15 protein-coding genes are annotated in these 16,199 nt (G+C 61.6%); 7 read left to right on the top strand and 8 right to left on the bottom strand.

What is annotated here, in order from left to right; translation table 11 throughout:
• Nucleotides 1-5 precede the first annotated feature (5 nt).
• The 8 genes from DT070_RS17115 to DT070_RS17080 all read right to left on the bottom strand — a co-directional run bounded on the left by DT070_RS17115 (nt 6) and on the right by DT070_RS17080 (nt 6,448).
• Nucleotides 6-812: an ABC transporter substrate-binding protein gene (locus tag DT070_RS17115; RefSeq protein WP_122956483.1), complete on the bottom strand. Its 807-nt coding sequence runs from the start codon at nt 810-812 to the stop codon at nt 6-8.
• Nucleotides 812-1,669, bottom strand: coding sequence for a metal-dependent hydrolase (locus DT070_RS17110; protein WP_122956482.1), 858 nt, complete (start codon nt 1,667-1,669; stop codon nt 812-814). Before DT070_RS17110 ends, DT070_RS17115 begins: the two co-directional genes overlap by 1 nt.
• A 154-nt stretch (nt 1,670-1,823) precedes the next feature.
• Nucleotides 1,824-2,609: a peptidylprolyl isomerase gene (locus DT070_RS17105; protein WP_122956481.1), complete on the bottom strand. Its 786-nt coding sequence runs from the start codon at nt 2,607-2,609 to the stop codon at nt 1,824-1,826.
• Nucleotides 2,610-2,717: 108 nt separating this feature from the next.
• A complete protein-coding gene (locus DT070_RS17100) occupies nt 2,718-3,011 on the bottom strand; it encodes a BolA family transcriptional regulator (RefSeq protein WP_194965905.1) in 294 nt (97 codons plus the stop codon).
• A complete protein-coding gene (locus tag DT070_RS17095; protein WP_122956480.1) occupies nt 3,008-3,637 on the bottom strand; it encodes a septation protein A in 630 nt (209 codons plus the stop codon). The genes DT070_RS17100 and DT070_RS17095 overlap by 4 nt, the downstream gene beginning before the upstream one ends.
• Before the next feature lie 164 nt (nt 3,638-3,801).
• Nucleotides 3,802-4,212: a peptide-methionine (R)-S-oxide reductase MsrB gene (gene msrB, locus DT070_RS17090; protein ID WP_122956479.1), complete on the bottom strand. Its 411-nt coding sequence runs from the start codon at nt 4,210-4,212 to the stop codon at nt 3,802-3,804.
• 33 nt (nt 4,213-4,245) lie between these two features.
• Nucleotides 4,246-5,715 carry a YdiU family protein gene (locus tag DT070_RS17085; RefSeq protein ID WP_122956478.1) on the bottom strand — a complete coding sequence of 490 codons (1,470 nt, stop codon included), beginning with the start codon at nt 5,713-5,715 and terminating at the stop codon, nt 4,246-4,248.
• 43 nt (nt 5,716-5,758) lie between these two features.
• Complete coding sequence (locus DT070_RS17080) at nt 5,759-6,448, bottom strand: Crp/Fnr family transcriptional regulator (RefSeq protein WP_122956477.1); 690 nt, start codon at nt 6,446-6,448, stop codon at nt 5,759-5,761.
• 281 nt (nt 6,449-6,729) lie between these two features.
• Here DT070_RS17080 and DT070_RS17075 point away from each other — a divergent pair, with 281 nt between their 5' ends.
• From DT070_RS17075 to DT070_RS17045, 7 genes are all read left to right on the top strand, one after another.
• On the top strand, nt 6,730-8,358 hold the full coding sequence (locus DT070_RS17075) for a 3-(methylthio)propionyl-CoA ligase (protein WP_122956476.1): 1,629 nt from the start codon (nt 6,730-6,732) through the stop codon (nt 8,356-8,358).
• A gap of 383 nt (nt 8,359-8,741) precedes the next feature.
• A complete protein-coding gene (locus DT070_RS17070) occupies nt 8,742-9,989 on the top strand; it encodes a branched-chain amino acid ABC transporter substrate-binding protein (protein WP_122957465.1) in 1,248 nt (415 codons plus the stop codon).
• A gap of 132 nt (nt 9,990-10,121) precedes the next feature.
• Entirely contained in the window at nt 10,122-11,075 is a 954-nt protein-coding gene (locus DT070_RS17065) for a branched-chain amino acid ABC transporter permease (RefSeq protein ID WP_122956475.1), read from the top strand.
• 5 nt (nt 11,076-11,080) lie between these two features.
• Nucleotides 11,081-12,373, top strand: a complete 1,293-nt coding sequence (locus DT070_RS17060) for a branched-chain amino acid ABC transporter permease (RefSeq protein ID WP_122956474.1) — start codon at nt 11,081-11,083, stop codon at nt 12,371-12,373.
• Complete coding sequence (locus tag DT070_RS17055) at nt 12,370-13,155, top strand: ABC transporter ATP-binding protein (RefSeq protein WP_122956473.1); 786 nt, start codon at nt 12,370-12,372, stop codon at nt 13,153-13,155. The genes DT070_RS17060 and DT070_RS17055 overlap by 4 nt, the downstream gene beginning before the upstream one ends.
• Complete coding sequence (locus DT070_RS17050; RefSeq protein WP_122956472.1) at nt 13,155-13,850, top strand: ABC transporter ATP-binding protein; 696 nt, start codon at nt 13,155-13,157, stop codon at nt 13,848-13,850. Before DT070_RS17055 ends, DT070_RS17050 begins: the two co-directional genes overlap by 1 nt.
• A gap of 202 nt (nt 13,851-14,052) precedes the next feature.
• Nucleotides 14,053-16,161 (top strand): 3-hydroxyacyl-CoA dehydrogenase NAD-binding domain-containing protein, encoded by a 2,109-nt coding sequence (locus DT070_RS17045; RefSeq protein WP_122956471.1) that lies wholly within the window; start codon nt 14,053-14,055, stop codon nt 16,159-16,161.
• The last annotated feature ends 38 nt before the right edge of the window (nt 16,162-16,199 follow it).

Below are 16,199 nucleotides of genomic sequence, written 5' to 3'. Positions count from 1 at the left end.
CCTTTTTAGGGGGCAGAAGGCGGTGCTACCGCAGCGCCTTCAATCCCATGGCGCGCCAGTGCAGCCGCGACAAAACCTGAGGCTTTCATCTGCTCGATGAAAGCCGCCAGGTAGCGTGCCGCGTTTTCACGTCCCTTGGGCAAGCCCATGGCCTGGTTGATGACCATAAAACGCCCCGGCAGCAGGCGCACGCCTCCTACGCGTTTGGCGTCCGCTTCCAGTTGTTGCTTCACGCCGGCGGCCACCTCCATGTTTTGCGCGATCATGACGTCGGTCACAGCCGGTGATGTGGGGGCCTTGACCAGCTTCGCGGCCTTTAGCTCACGGGTCAGATACAGGTCGTAGGCACTGCCGTTGCCCACTACAACGCGGTTGTTAGCCTGGTCTACGTTTTCGTTGCGCCGGATCGGTGAATCGTTGCGCACCAGGTAAGCGCCTTCGATGATCACGTAGGGCGGGGTTTGCAGCATGTCGGCACCGCGCACCGGATCAATCGCGACAAAAGCAATGTCCACCTGCGCATCCCTCACCGCTTCGACCACCTTGCCGGCCGAGTTGAAGGTGACGAGTTGCACGGGCACGCCCAGGCGGCGCCCGAGTTCGCGCGACAAGTCCACGGAAACGCCGCGTGGCTCGCCATTGGCCGCATCTTTCACGGCCAGGATGGGGTTACCGAAGTTGATGGCCGCCCGCAGCGTTCCGCCGGGCGCCAGTTCAGTCACAGGCGGGGCCGGGGGAAGCGGCCGCGATGCGCAGGCCGTCAGCAATGCCGCCAGCCCGAAGACCACAGCACGATGGGCCAACGCACGCATCAGAAATCGACTTTTTGGCCGGGATCGAGGGTCACCATGCGCGCGGTTCCAGGTGCGGTTCCGAGTGCCGCGTTGAATTCGGCGGGTGTGCCGCGAAGCACCGGTGTGGTGCCGTAGTGGATAGGCAGCGCGAAGCGGGGCCGGATCATCTCGCGAACCGCCATCGCGGCGTCCACCGGGTTCATCACAAAGTGCCCGCCTATGGGAATGAGCACCAGATCGGGCCGGTACATGTCGCCGATCAGGCGCATGTCGCCAAAGACGCCGGTATCGCCCATATGCCAAAGCTTGAAGCCGTTTTCCATCTCGATGATGTAGCCGACGGGCTCACCGCCGACATGGACTTCTTCCTTGCCGGTGGCCGGATTCTTCCAGCCCAGCTCGGACGAATGCTCAGCGTGCACGGCCGTGATTTTCACGCCGCCCGGGCCAAAGGGCTGGATGGTGCCGCCTTTGCCGAAACGCGGCGCCAGCTCGGCCGGCAGGATGCCCAGTGCGATCACCGACTGGTTAAGCCCCGCCGGGCCGTACATCGGCGCCTTGTTCAGCAGCGACAGGGCGGGTGCGTCGGCGAAATGGTCGAAATGGCCATGCGTCACCAGGATCAGGTCGACCTTGCCCACTGACTCGATCGTGCGGAAATTGGCCGGTGTCTTGGGGTTGGTCGTCAGCCAAGGGTCGATCATGATGACCTTGCCGGTGGGTGTTGTGATGCGCACGGCGGCTTGCCCCAGCCAGAGCACTTCGGTCTTGCCGTTTTGCGCTGACGCGAGGGTGGTGGCGAACACGGCGGCGCCAAGAAGCAGGCCTCGCAGGAACGCTGCGGATACGGCTGAAAATTTAAGGCTGATGGACATGGGAACCTCCTGGTGGATGTGAGCCATTGGAACGGCCGCAATCCCCTTCGTCAATCAGCAATTTGCCCTTTATACGGGACCTCAAAGAAAAAAAGCAGCCGAAAGGCTGCTTTTGGAACCGAGGAGGGCAGTCTGCACCGCGCCCAAATTGGTTTTATTCGACCTTGGCTTTTTTGCGCAGGTCGTTCTGGAAAGCGGCCAGTTTTTGCTGCTGCATCTGCTGGGCGATCTGGGGTTTGACTTCTTCGTACGACGGCAATTGCGCCGTGCGAATGTCGTCAACGCGGATCACGTGGTAGCCGAACTCGGTCTTTACCGGCGTTTCGGTGGTCTGGCCCTTGTTCAGCTTGACCAGCGCCTCGGTGAACTCAGGCACGTAGCTCGACGGGTTGGCCCAGTCGAGGTCGCCGCCCTTGGCGCCGGATCCGGGGTCCTTGGATTTTTTCTTGGCGATTTCGTCAAACTTGCCGCCTTTCTTCAGGCTGGCAATGATTTCCTTGGCTTCGGCTTCCTTTTCCACCAGGATGTGGCGCGCCTTGTATTCCTTGCCGCCGTTGGCTGCGGCGAACTTGTCGTACTCCGCTTTCATCTCGGCTTCGGTCACCGGGTTTTTCTTCTGGTAGTCGGCAAACAGTTCACGGATCAGGATGGTCTGGCGGGCCAGTTCCATTTGCACCTTGACGTCTTCGCTGGCGGCCAGACCCAGCTTGTCGGCTTCCTGCATGAAGACTTCACGCGCGATAACTTCTTCGCGCAGCTGGCCTTCCATTTCAGGCGTGACCGCGCGGCCGGACTTGACGACCTGCTGGGCCAGCGAATCCAGGCGTGTCTTGGGCACGGCCTTGCCGTTGACAATGGCGACGTTCTGCGCCAGGGCGCCTTGCGCGCCAAAGGCCAGCAGGCCGGCAACGGTGGTAGCCAGTAAGAGTTGTTTCTTCATGATGTCTTTGCAGTCCTTTTGGTAATTTGGTGATGGTGTTGGCAGCATGATGCTCGCCCGTTTGCTGTTGCCTGATCCAGGATCGAAGCTCGGGGCAGGTCAGGGATTTCAGGGTGATTCGATGATTTCGATGGCCAGGGCGTGAAGCCCCTGGTCGATGAAATTTTGCAGTGCATCATACACAAGCCGGTGGCGCGCCACGCGGTTCCTGCCGGTAAAGAGCGGGCTGGCAATCCGCACCCGAAAGTGGCTGCCGTAGCCCTCGGCGTTGGCGCCTGAATGCCCCGCATGGGCAGCGCTTTCGTCCAGCACTTCCAGCCGGGTGGGCTGAAGCTGCGCCCTCAGTTGCTGCTCGATCAGGTCGGCGCGAATGGGCAGGGCGGTTGAAACGCCGGCCATCATGGCGAGGCGTCCGGCTGCTTGATGTGCTTGTTCAGGTAGACCGCCTGCACCAGCACAAAGACCAGCATCAGGCCCAGGCCGCCGAACAACTTGAAATTGACCCAGGTGGCAGTGGAAAAATTAAAGGCGACCCAGAGGTTGAGAACCCCCATCACCGCAAAAAAGCCGACCCAGCTCAGATTGACCACGCGCCAGATGGCGTCAGGCAGTGTCATCTGCGCGCCCATCAGTGACTTGATGCCGTTTTTCTTGAACACCAACTGGCCGAACAGCAGGGCACCGCCCATGACCCAATAGAGCACGGTGGGCTTCCATTTGATGAAGTTTTCGCTGTGGAAATAAATCGTGGCGCCGCCCAGCACGGTGACCAGCCCCAGGCTTATCCAGAGCATGGTGTCGACCTTTTGACCGCGCACCTTGAGCCAGAGGATTTGCGCCAGCGTGGCGATGATCACGACCACGGTGGCCAGCAGCACTGGCGCTTCAGCGGGGCCGACGACACCGCCTGAAACCATAAACCCCAGCCACTCGGTGGCCGTGGCGGCTGCCCAGTCCTTGTTGCCTTCGGCGTACTTGAACATGCCGAAGAAGAGGGCGATCGGCAAAAAGTCGAAAAGAATTTTCATGCGGTGATTATCGTGAGTAGCCTGATGGCCGCCAACTTGATGGTGGGAAATGTTTCATCCCGTTCGGGCTGAGCTTGGCCTGTCCTGAGCTTGTCGAAGGGGCGAAGCCTTTTGATGTGCGAACAGCCCTTCGACAGGCTCAGGGCGAACGGAGCCAAGGGCCATCACTTCTTTTTGAAATCCAGCGAGGCCGAGTTCATGCAGTAGCGCAACCCCGTCGGCGAGGGCCCGTCGGGAAACACATGGCCCAAATGCGCGCCGCAGCTGGCGCACACCGTTTCCGTGCGCACCATGCCGTGTTTGCGGTCCACGATTTCCTCGATCGCGCCCGGCACGGCCTCTTCGGAAAAGCTGGGCCAGCCGCAGCCTGCGTCGAATTTGGTTTCGGAGTCGAACAGCTTGGCGCCGCAGCAGATGCAGTGGTAGCTGCCGTCATCCCACACAGCTTCATATTTGCCGGTGTAAGGCCGCTCGGTGGCGGCATGGCGGGTGACTTCAAAAGCAGCCGGTTCGGCCCCTTTTTCGGCCAGCAGGGCTTTCCATTCGGCATCGGTTTTCTGGATTTTGGCGCTCATGTCGTGTCCTGGCGTTGGTGTCTGGGGTTGATGTTACGAGCTGCAACTGATTTCAATCGATGAAGCCCAGTCAGGCGGAAAGCCGGCAAAGCTGTCATGGCCGGCATGTTCATCAAATGGGGCCTGCAGCAGCGCAAGCAAGGTATCGACCCCGGAAAAGTCTTTTAGTTTCGCGGCGCGTATGGCTTCTTCGCCCAAGTGGTTGCGCAGCACGAATTTGGGGTTGTTTTTAATCATCAAATCGGCCCGCAGCCCAATATCCACGTGGGTTACGCGCTCTGAATATTGTAGCGCCCAGGCATTGAAGGTTTCCCGGTCAAAGAACAGGTCGCGCACCGGCTCATGGCCGGCTTGGGGGGTAAAACCGCTCAGGCGGCGCCAGAAGATGGTGTAGTCCGCCTTGCTGCCGGCCAGCAGCCTGAAGGTGCCGTCGACCAGTTCCTTGTCGCCGGGCTGTTCATCGGCCAGGCCGAGTTTGCTGCGCATGCGGGCCTGCAGCGCGTCGGGAAAGAGGGTTTTGTAGGGCTCCAGTGCCGCCAACGCCTGCTCCTGGTCGCCGATCAAGGGCAGCAAGGCCTGCCCGAGGCAAAAGAGGTTCCAGTACGCCATGTTGGGCTGCCGGTTGTAGGCGTAGCGGCCCTGAGTGTCTGAATGGTTGCAGATATGGCCGGGGTCAAACGCATCCAGGAACTGGAACGGGCCGTAGTCAATCGTCAGGCCCAGGATGCTCATGTTGTCGGTGTTCATCACGCCATGGCAAAAGCCCACGGCCTGCCAGGCGGCCATCAGGTGGGCGGTGCGTTCGCTCACGGCTTCCAGCAACGCGGCGTAAGGCTGCGGCGCCTCCCGGCAGGCCGGATAGAAGCGGTCTATGGCATAGTCGGCCAGGGTTTTCAGCTGCGCATGCTGGTCGTTGTAGCTGAAATGCTCAAAGTGCCCAAAGCGGATAAAGCTGGGTGCCGTGCGGGCCACCACGGCGGCGGTTTCGATTTCTTCGCGCCGCACGGCCGCATCCGAGCCGGTCACGCAGAGCGCGCGGGTGGTCGGTATGCCCAGGCCGTGCATGGCTTCGGAGCACAAAAACTCGCGGATCGAGCTGCGCAACACGGCGCGGCCGTCACCCATGCGTGAATAGGGCGTCTTGCCGGCGCCCTTGAGCTGGATTTCCTGCGGCCCGCGCGGGGTGTCGAACTCGCCCAGCAGCAAAGCCCGGCCGTCGCCCAGTTGCCCGGCCCAGACGCCAAACTGGTGGCCGCTGTAGACGCTGGCCAGCGGCCTTGAGCCTGGCAGCAGTCGGTTGCCCGTCAGCGCCTCCAATGTGTCGGCCGATTCGAGCCAGGTGTCTTCAAGGCCCAGCTCGCGCGCCAGCGCACGGCTTTTCCCGACCCAGTAAGGGGAGGGCAAAGGCGTCGGCTGGAGTTCGTTGTAGAAATCCGGGCCCAGGCCGGCAAAGCTGTTGACCCAGGTCAGGTCGGCAGCAGGGGCATCTATCGCAGAGGTCATGTGCCTATTGTGCTGTTGGCACGGTAGCCCTGCTGCAGGGGGGTTAAACGCCCGCCGGCCGGTGGGCATAGGCCGCCAGCGCCTGCTCGTCCAGCATGGCCACACGGCCAAACTCCAGCGACACCAGGCCCAGCCCCTCCAGCGTTTGCAGGGCCTTGTTGACGGTTTGCCGCGACAGGCCGGCCAGCAGCCCCAGCTCTTCCTGCGACAACAGCAGCTTGCGCCGCCCTTGCCAGAACACGCGGCTTAAATAGAGGGCCACACGCTGCTCGGGCGCGCGCACGCGGCCCGCCTCGATGATGGTCATGGCCTGGCCCAGGCGCCGGTTCAGGTGCGCGACCAGGAAGTGGTTGAAGTCCAGCGACGTGGCCAGCAGTTCATCAAACAGGTTGCGCGGCAGGCACAGCAGCGTGGTGTCCCGCAGGGCAATCACATCGTAGCGCCGCGGCTCGGTTTTCAGGGTTGAGCCTTCGCCAAACCATTCGCCGTCGGGCACACCCAGAAAGGCGGAAACGCGGCCTTCCGACGACATGCTTTGCAGCTTCACCAGCCCCGACAGCACCGCATACCAGCCTTGGACCGGCACACCCGCCGCCAACAAGACCTCGCCCTTGTGACCGTTTTGCGTCAACGTGCGCTCCAGCAGGCGCTGCTGGTGTTCGGCCGGCAAAGACGGGAACCAGGGCTGGCCGAGCAGAAAGCGGTGATGCGCGGGAGCGGTTTGAAATGGCATGGCGTGGATTGTCCCCCGGCTGCTGTGCGCCGGAGCCAGCAGGAGGCGCCGCTCAAGGCGGGGTATCTACCTAGGAACTGTCGGTAGAACGACATGGCTTGCGCCCCCTGCGCGCACGAACGACATTAGGCCCATCGGTGAGCCGGTGTGCCACTTGAAGTAACGCTGCTGAGGATTTCCCCAAGGGCCTCCCGCAAATGTGCGGGGTAGGATGCACTTTCACGGCATTTCGGTTCAACAGCAAGCCTGCGGGCGGCACAAAGTTAAAAGGAAAACGGACGATGTTAGGTTTGATGCAAAGCCAGCCCCTGCTGATCTCATCACTGATCGAATTCGCGGAGCGCCACCACGGCGACGCGGAAATCGTGTCGCGCCGCGTCGAGGGCGACCTGCATCGCTATACCTACAAAGACCTTGGCCACCGCGCCCGCCGCGTGGCCAATGCGCTGGACGGCCTGAAGCTCGCCTTCAGCGACCGGGTGGCCACGCTGGCCTGGAACGGCTACCGCCACCTGGAGCTCTACTACGGCGTCAGCGGCTCGGGCCGCGTGCTGCACACCATCAACCCGCGCCTGCATCCCGACCAGATCGCCTGGATCGCCAACCACGCCGAAGACCAGGTGCTGTGTTTTGACCTGAGCTTCCTGCCGCTGGTGCAGGCCGTGCACGCCAGGTGCCCCACCATCAAGCACTACATCGCGCTGTGCGATGTCGACAAGCTGCCGGCCGACTCGGGCGTTCCCAACCTGCAGAGCTATGAAAGCTGGGTGGGCGCGCAAAGCGCCGACTATGCCTGGCCCACTTTTGACGAAAACACCGCCTCCAGCATGTGCTACACCAGCGGCACCACGGGCAACCCCAAGGCCGCGCTGTACAGCCACCGCTCCAGCACGCTGCATGCCTACGCGGCTGCGCTGCCCGATGTGATGAGCATCTCTGCGCGTGATTCGATCCTTCCGGTCGTGCCCATGTTCCACGTCAATGCCTGGGGCATCCCGTATTCAGCCGCGCTCACCGGGGCCAAGCTGGTCTTCCCCGGCCCCGCGCTGGACGGCAAATCGATTTACGAATTGATCGAAGCCGAGAAGGTGACCTACGCCGCCGGCGTGCCCACGGTGTGGCAGATGCTGCTGACGCACATGAAGCCTGCCGGGCTGAAGTTTTCCACCTTGCGCCGCACCGTCATCGGCGGCTCGGCTTGCCCGCCCGCCATGATCCATGCCTTCCGCGAAGACTACGGCGTCGAAGTGCTGCACGCCTGGGGCATGACCGAGATGAGTCCGCTGGGCACGCTCTGCTCGCTCAAGAACAAACACGACGCGCTGCCGGAAGCCGAAAAAATGAAGATACGCCTCAAGCAGGGGCGCGCCATCTACGGTGTCGACATGAAAATCGTCGATCCGGACGGCAAGGAGCTGCCGTGGGACGGCAAAGTCTTTGGCGACCTGTATGTCAAGGGCCCGTGGATTGTGCGGGAGTACTTCAAAGGCGAGGGCGGCGACCCGCTGGTGGACGGCTGGTTCCCCACGGGCGACGTCGGCACCATTGACGCCGAAGGCTACCTGCAGATCACCGACCGCAGCAAGGACGTCATCAAGTCCGGCGGCGAATGGATCAGCTCGATTGACGTAGAAAACATCGCCGTGGCCCACCCGGCCGTTGCCATGGCCGCCTGTATCGGCGTGGCCCACCCCAAGTGGGATGAGCGCCCCATCATCGCCGTGGTCAAAAAACCGGGCATGGACGTCACACGCGACGAACTGATCCGTTTCTACGACGGCAAAACCGCCAAATGGCAGATCCCCGACGACGTGGTTTTTGTCGATGCCATCCCGCTAGGAGCCACCGGCAAGATGCTCAAAACCAAGCTGCGCGAGATCCTGAAGGATTACAAATTGCCACAGTCGTAATACAAAAGTGAGAGGGCCGCGCATCAACAGTTCGAAGCGAAGCGCGTGGGTTCTCCGTTCGGGCTGAGGTATCGAAGCCTTTGGGCACCAGCCCTTCGATACCTCAGGGCGAACGGGGAGGGAGATTCGGCCACCAGCAGAGGCAGGGCGCTCTACATCCAGCGAATGAACATGGTGCCTGAACCGGTGGTCACGTCCGTGACATCAGTAGGGCATTCCCTGACGCAGTGCAGCATTTTTTAACCTAACCTTTGCCGGTTCCCCGTTAGATTTCGTTCACAAATTCATAAATTTTCAGGAGACAAGGGATGACAACCCAGAACCGATTTTTCGCAAAGCATGCAGGCATCGCCCTGGCGGTGTCCTCCATGCTCTACAGCGGCATGACGCTGGCCCAGGCGCCTGCCAAGGCCGCCGCTCCGGCCAAAGCCGCTACCGCAGCGCCGGCGCCCGGCGCCGTCAACCTCAACCAGACCGTCAAGATCGCCTGGCTCGATCCGCTGTCCGGCCTGATGGCTGCCGTCGGCACCAACCAGCTCAAGGGCTTCCAGTTCCTGGCCGAGCAGTTCAGCAAAAAGAACAAGGCCGGCGTGAAGTTCGAAATCATCGGCATCGACAACAAGCTCAGCCCGCAGGAAACCACCAACGCGCTGAAGTCGGCCATTGACCAGGGCGCGCGCTACGTGGTGCAGGGCAACGGCTCCGGCCCGGCGCTGGCCATCATGGACGCGCTGTCCAAATACAACGAGCGCAATCCCGGCAAGGAAGTGGTCTACCTCAACTACGCGGCGGTGGACCCTGACCTGACCAACAGCAAGTGCGACTACTGGCACTTTCGCCTGGATGCCGACACCTCCATGAAGATGGAAGCGCTGACCGCTTTCATGAAGGACCAGCCGGACATCAAGAAGGTCTACCTGATCAACCAGAACTACTCGCACGGCCAGCAGGTCGCCAAGTTCGCCAAGGCCAACCTCTCCAGCAAGCGCCCCGACATCCAGATCGTCGGCGAAGACCTGCACCCCCTGGCCCAGGTGCGTGACTTCGCACCGTACATCGCCAAGATCAAGCAGTCGGGCGCCGATACCGTGATCACCGGCAACTGGGGCTCCGACCTTTCGCTGCTGGTCAAGGCCGCCAACGAGGCCGGCCTGAACAACGTCAAGTTCTACACCTACTACGCAGGCGTCACCGGCACGCCGACAGCGCTGGGCGCAGCCTCTGCCGGCCGTGTCTACATGGTCTCGTACAACCACCTCAACATGGGCGGTGAAATCCAGCAGATCCAGGCCGACTACAAAAAGAAGTTCAACGACGACTTCTATACCGGCGCGATCTACCACGCCTTCACCATCCTGACCGAAGCCATGGCGCAGACCAAATCGACCGAGCCGGCCGTGGTGGCCAAGGCCATGGAAGGCCTGCGCTTCAAGAGCTTTAACGGCGACGTCGAGATGCGCAAGACCGACCACCAGCTGCAACAAGGCCTCTACATCGACAAATGGGAAAAAGCCGGCGGCAAGTACCCCTACGATGCGGAGAACACCGGCTACACCTTTGTGCCTGTGAAGTACTACGAGCCCTATGTGGCCAGCACGCCGACCTCGTGCCAGATGAAACGTCCGGGTTGATGCCCTGAGGGGTGTCCGCAAGGCGAAGGCCCGACCAATCCTCGGGCCTTTTTCTTTAGGGCTGACCCTTACCTCGACCTTCTTGCCCTCCAATCTCCCTCCAACCAGAGCTACAGCTTCAGGCGGTCATTGATGAATCTGGAATTTTTCACCATCTCGCTCCTGAACGGCCTGAGCTACGGCTTGCTGCTGTTCATGCTGAGCTCCGGCCTCACGCTGATCTTCAGCATGATGGGCGTGCTCAACTTCGCCCATGCCTCGTTCTACATGGTCGGGGCCTATATTGCCTACAGCACCTCGCAGGTGATCGGCTTCTGGTGGTCGCTGCTGGTCGCCCCGATGCTGGTGTTTGCCATGGGCGCCCTGTTTGAACGGTACTGCCTGCGCAAGGTGCACAAGTTCGGCCATGTGCCGGAACTGCTGGTGACCTTCGGCCTGTCTTACCTGCTGCTGGAGCTGGTGCAACTGGTGTGGGGACGGTCGGCCGTCAACTATGTGCTGCCGCCCGGGCTGGAGGGGCCTCTCTTTACTGTTTTCGGCACCAACTTCCCCAAGTCCCGTGCTTTCATCATGCTGATTTCCATCGTCATGCTGATCAGCATCTGGCTGCTGCTGACGCGCACGCGCATCGGGCTGGTGATCCAGGCCGCGCTGACGCACCCTGAGACGGTGGAAGCGCTGGGCCACAACGTGCCGCGCGTCTTCATGCTGGTGTTTGGGGGTGGTGCGGCGTTGGCCGGCCTGGCAGGCGTCATCGGCGGCAACACCTTTGTGACCGAGCCTGCCATGGCCGGCTCGGTCGGCGCCATCATTTTTGTGGTCGTTGTGGTGGGGGGCATGGGTTCGCTCAGCGGCGCCTTCCTCGCATCCCTGTTGATCGGCCTGATCCAGACCTTCGCCGTGGCCATGGACCAGTCGCTCATGACACTGCTGGCGAAGTTCAGCTACACGGTCACGCCGGAAACCTTTGGCTATCCGCTGCTCAAGCTCACCATTTCGCAGGTCGCACCCATCCTGCCGTTCCTGTTCCTGGTGCTGATCCTCATCTTCCGGCCCAAAGGCCTCCTGGGCACACGGGAAGGCTGACCACCATGACAAGACCGTTTCACGAATTCAAACCCTACAACGTCGGCCGCTGGGTGCTCTGGACGCTGTACGCGCTGCTGCTGATCGCCGCGCCCATGATGTTCAAAAGCAGCCTGGCGCTCACCATGCTGTCGCAGGCCGGCTACCTGGTCATCATCTGCCTGAGCTACAACATCCTGTTGGGGCAGGGCGGCATGCTCAGCTTCGGCCATGCGGTCTATGCCGGGCTGGGTTCCTTCCTGGCGGTGCACGCGATGAACCTGGCCGCCAAGGGCACCTTCTACATCCCGCTGCCGCTGATTCCCCTGGTGGGCGGCTTGTCGGGCTTGCTTTTCGCCGTGCTGTTCGGCTACGTCACCACCAAAAAGGCCGGCACTACTTTTGCCATGATCACGCTGGGCGTGGGCGAACTGGTGTTTGCCATGTCGCTGATGTTCCCCGAGTTCTTCGGCGGGGAGGGCGGCATCACCACCAACCGGGCCTATGGCAAGCCGGTCTTCGGCATCAGCTTCGGCCCGCAGATCCAGGTGTACTACCTGATCGCGGTGTATTGCTTCATCTGCACGGCCGCCATGTTTGCCTTTACCCGCACGCCGCTGGGCCGCATATTGAATGCCGTGCGTGACAACCCCGAGCGCGTGGAATTCATCGGCTACAACACGCAGCGCGTGCGTTACTACGCCTTCATCATCGCCGGCTTCTTCGCCGGCATAGGCGGCGGGCTGGCCGCCATCAATTCGGAAATCGTCACGGCGGAAGTGGTGAGCGGCGTGCGCTCGGGCAGCCTGCTGCTGTTCACCTTCCTGGGCGGCGCGACCTTCTTCTTCGGCCCCATCATCGGCGCCGGCCTGCTGGTGCTGGCGCTGATTTTGCTGTCTGAACTGTCGATGGCCTGGCTGCTGTATGTGGGCCTGATCTTCCTCTTCATGGTGATGTATGCGCCGGGCGGCATTGCCAGCCTGATCATGATGAACCTGCGCATCGCGTCCTTCGGCAAGCTCAGGGAGTTGTGGGTCGGCTACCTCGGCCTGGGCATCACGGCACTGACCGCGCTGGTTGGCGCGGCGGCCATGGTGGAGATGATTTACCACCTGCAGCTCAATGCGGCATTGGGCGCAGAGCTGGGCTTTATGGGTGTGCGGCTCAACGCCACCAACATCAACAGCTGGCTGGGCGCCGGTTTTGTGCTGCTCACGGGTCTGGGACTCTTTGAGCTCACACGCCGGCGGTTTTTGACGCAATGGGGTGAAATCCAGGATGAGATTGAAAAAGAAATCAAGCGAAGGGAACTATTGTGAGCACGGCTACCTATTCGCTTGAACTCAAAGACCTGCGCAAGAGCTTCGGCAAAACCGAAATCATCCGCGGCACCAACCTGCAGGTGAAGGCCGGCGAGCGCGTCGCCATCATCGGCCCCAACGGCGCGGGCAAGTCCACGCTGTTCAACCTGATCAGCGGCCGGTTTGAGCCCACCAGCGGCCAGGTGCTGCTCAACGGCCAGCGCATCGACGGCAAAAAGCCGTTTGAGATCAACCGCCTGGGTTTGTCGCGCAGTTTCCAGATCACCAACATCTTCCCCAAGCTCAGCGTGTTTGAAAACCTGCGCTGCGGTGTGCTGTGGAGCCTGGGCTACAAGTACACCTTCTTCCGCTTCCTGGCCGACCTGGACGACGCCAACCAGCGGGCCGAGGAACTGATGGCCATGATCAAGCTCGACAAAAAGCGTGACGTGCTGGCCACCAATCTCACCTACGCAGAGCAGCGCGCGCTGGAAATCGGCATCACGATTGCCGGCGGCGCCAATGTCATCCTGCTGGACGAACCGACGGCCGGCATGAGCCGCTCCGAGACCAGCCGCTTCATCAACCTGATCAAGGAAGTCACGGTGGGCAAGACCCTGCTGACGGTGGAGCACGACATGGGCGTGGTGTTTGGCCTGGCCGACAAGATCGCAGTGGTGGTCTACGGCGAAATCATTGCCTACGACACGCCAGAGGCAGTCCGGGCAGACCAGCGGGTTCAGGAAGCCTACCTCGGTTCATCCGTTGCCGATGCCCAAGCACATGGAGGTGGCCACTGATGCTCCAGATAAAAAACCTCCACGCCTTCTACGGCAAAAGCCACGTACTGCACGGCGTGAATTTCGATGTGCAGCCCGGCCAGATCGTGGCCTTGCTGGGCCGCAACGGCTCGGGCCGCTCCACCACGGCCAAGGCCATCATGGGCCTGGTAGATTGCCAGGGCTCCATCCTCTGGAAGAAAGAAGAAATCGTCGGCAAGAAGGCCTACCAGATCGCCCACCTGGGGATCGGCTATGTGCCCGAGAACCGCGACATCTTCCCCAAGCTCACGGTGCACCAAAACCTCTTGCTCGGCCAGAAGGGCTCGGGCAAGGGCTCGCGCTGGTCGTTTGAAGACATGTACCAGATGTTTCCCCGCCTGCGCGAGCGCCAGCACACCGAGGCGGGCGTACTCTCGGGTGGCGAGCAGCAGATGCTGACGCTGTGCCGCACGTTGATGGGCGACCCCGACCTCATCATCATTGACGAACCCACCGAGGGCCTGGCGCCCAAGATCGTTGAACTGGTCGGCCAATATCTGCAAACGCTGAAGTCCAAGGGCATTTCGGTACTGCTGATCGAACAGAAGCTGACGATCGCCATGGCGATCTCTGACCGCGCGCTGGTGATGGGCCACGGCAGCATCGTGTTTGACGGCACGCCCGACAGCCTGCGGGCCGATGCTTACATCCGCAAAGAGTGGCTGGAAGTGTAAAAAACAGTTTGGATTGTCCCGTGCGTGTCGCCGCAGGGACAAAAATAGACTGAACAGCCCACGCCGGACCTTGTGCCGTCATAAACGCGCCCTACAATGGAAAAGAACGGTCGTACTTTTTTAGGCGACCTGCATTTGCCGGGCCGCAGCGCCAGCCGAGACAACTGAAAACTGAAACTCCCATCAAGGAAAGAGCAACGCAATGACAACCCTTTACGAAGTTCACGGCCCCGTCGCGGTCATCACGCTGAGCAACCCACCCGTCAACGGCCTGGGCCACGCCACACGCCAGAGCCTGGCCGACAACATCCAGAAAGCCAATGCCGATGCCGCCGTCAAGGCCATCGTGATCACCGGCGCGGGCAAGGCGTTTTCGGGCGGCGCCGACATCAAGGAATTCGGCACGCCAAAAGCGATGTCCGAGCCCAATCTGCACAGCGTGATCCGCGTGGTCGAGAACTCCGCCAAGCCCATCGTCGCTGCGATCCATTCCGTCTGCATGGGCGGTGGCCTTGAGCTGGCCCTGGGCTGCCACTACCGCATCGCTTCCCCCGGCACCAACGTGGCCTTGCCTGAAGTCAAACTGGGCCTGCTGCCCGGCGCAGGCGGCACGCAGCGCCTGCCGCGTGTGGTGGGCGTAGAGCCGGCACTGAACATGATCGTCAGCGGTGAACCCGTCAAGAGCGAGCTACTCGCGCAAATCCCCGGCCAGAAGCTGTTCGACAAGATTTCCGCCTCGCCTGAGTCGCTGGCCCAGGAAGCCCTGGCGTTTGCGCAGTCGGTCTCCGACACCCGGCCGCTGCCGCTGGTGCGCGACCTGCGTGCCAAGCACCCCAATGGCGACGCTTACTTCCAGTTTGCCCGCAACATGGTCAAGGGCATGGCCAAAAACTTCCCCGCGCCGCTCAAGTGCGTGGACGCCGTGGAAGCCGCCACCAAGAAGAAGTTTGAAGACGGCCTGGCGTTTGAACGCGAGCTTTTCATCAACCTGATGTGGACGCCCGAAAGCCGCGCACTGCGCCATATCTTCATGGCCGAGCGCGCCGCATCCAAGATCCCCGATGTGCCGGAAGACACGCCCAAGCGCGAGATCAAGTCGGTTGCCGTGATCGGCGCCGGCACCATGGGCGGCGGCATCGCGATGAATTTCCTGAACGCCGGCATCCCCGTCAAGATCCTTGAGATGAAGCAGGAGGCACTGGACAAGGGCCTGGGCATCATCAAGAAGAACTACGAAGCCCAGGTCAAAAAGGGCAAGCTCAAGGAAGACAAATACGAGCAGCGCATGGGCCTGCTCAGCACCACGCTGAGCTACGACGACCTCAAAGACGCCGACCTCGTGATCGAGGCGGTGTTCGAAGAAATGGGTGTCAAGGAAAAGGTTTTTAAAGAACTGGACCGCGTGATGAAGCCGGGCGCCATTCTGGCCTCCAACACCTCCACGCTGGACGTGGACAAGATTGCCGCCTTCACCAAGCGTCCGCAGGACGTGGTGGGCCTGCATTTCTTCAGCCCGGCCAATGTGATGAAGCTGCTGGAAGTGGTGCGCGGCGCCAAGACCGGCAAGGACGTGCTGGCCACCGTGATGGCCATGGGCAAGAAGATCAAGAAGACGGCCGTGGTCTCCGGCGTGTGCGACGGTTTTATCGGCAACCGCATGATCGAGCAGTACGGCCGCCAGGGCGGCTTCCTGCTGGACGAAGGCTGCACGCCTGAGCAGGTCGACAAGGCGATCGAGAAATTCGGCTTTGCCATGGGCCCGTTCCGCATGGGCGACCTGGCCGGCAACGACATCGGCTGGGCGATCCGCAAGCGCCGCTACACCGAAAAGCCCGACATGAAGTACAGCAAGACCGCTGACCTGCTGTGCGAAAAAGGCCGCTTCGGCCAGAAGACCGGCGCCGGCTGGTACGACTACGTGCCCGGCAAGCGCGACGCGATCCCGAACGCCGAAGTCGTCAAGATGATCGAAGACCACCGCGCCAGCCTGGGCATCACCCCGCGCAAGATTTCCGACGAGGAAATCGTTCAGCGCCTGGTGTACTCATTGGTGAACGAGGCCGCGCACATCCTGGAAGAGGGCATCGCCTCCAAGGCCAGCGACATCGACATGGTCTACATCATGGGCTACGGCTTCCCGGTCTACCGCGGCGGCCCCATGCTATACGCCGACCAGGTCGGCCTCTTCAACGTGGTGCAGAGCATGAACCGCTTTGCCCAGAACCCGCTGGACGACGCCAAATTCTGGAAGCCCGCGCCGCTGCTGGCCAAGCTGGCCGCTGAAGGCAAGACCTTCAACCAGTCAACCTGAGCGACCTGAACGACCTAAACCCTTTCGATCCGCACAGA

Origin of the sequence: Polaromonas sp. SP1 (genome assembly GCF_003711205.1) — a bacterium.
Taxonomy (GTDB): domain Bacteria; phylum Pseudomonadota; class Gammaproteobacteria; order Burkholderiales; family Burkholderiaceae_C; genus Polaromonas.
This window is presented reverse-complemented; position numbering and strand designations above follow the sequence as displayed.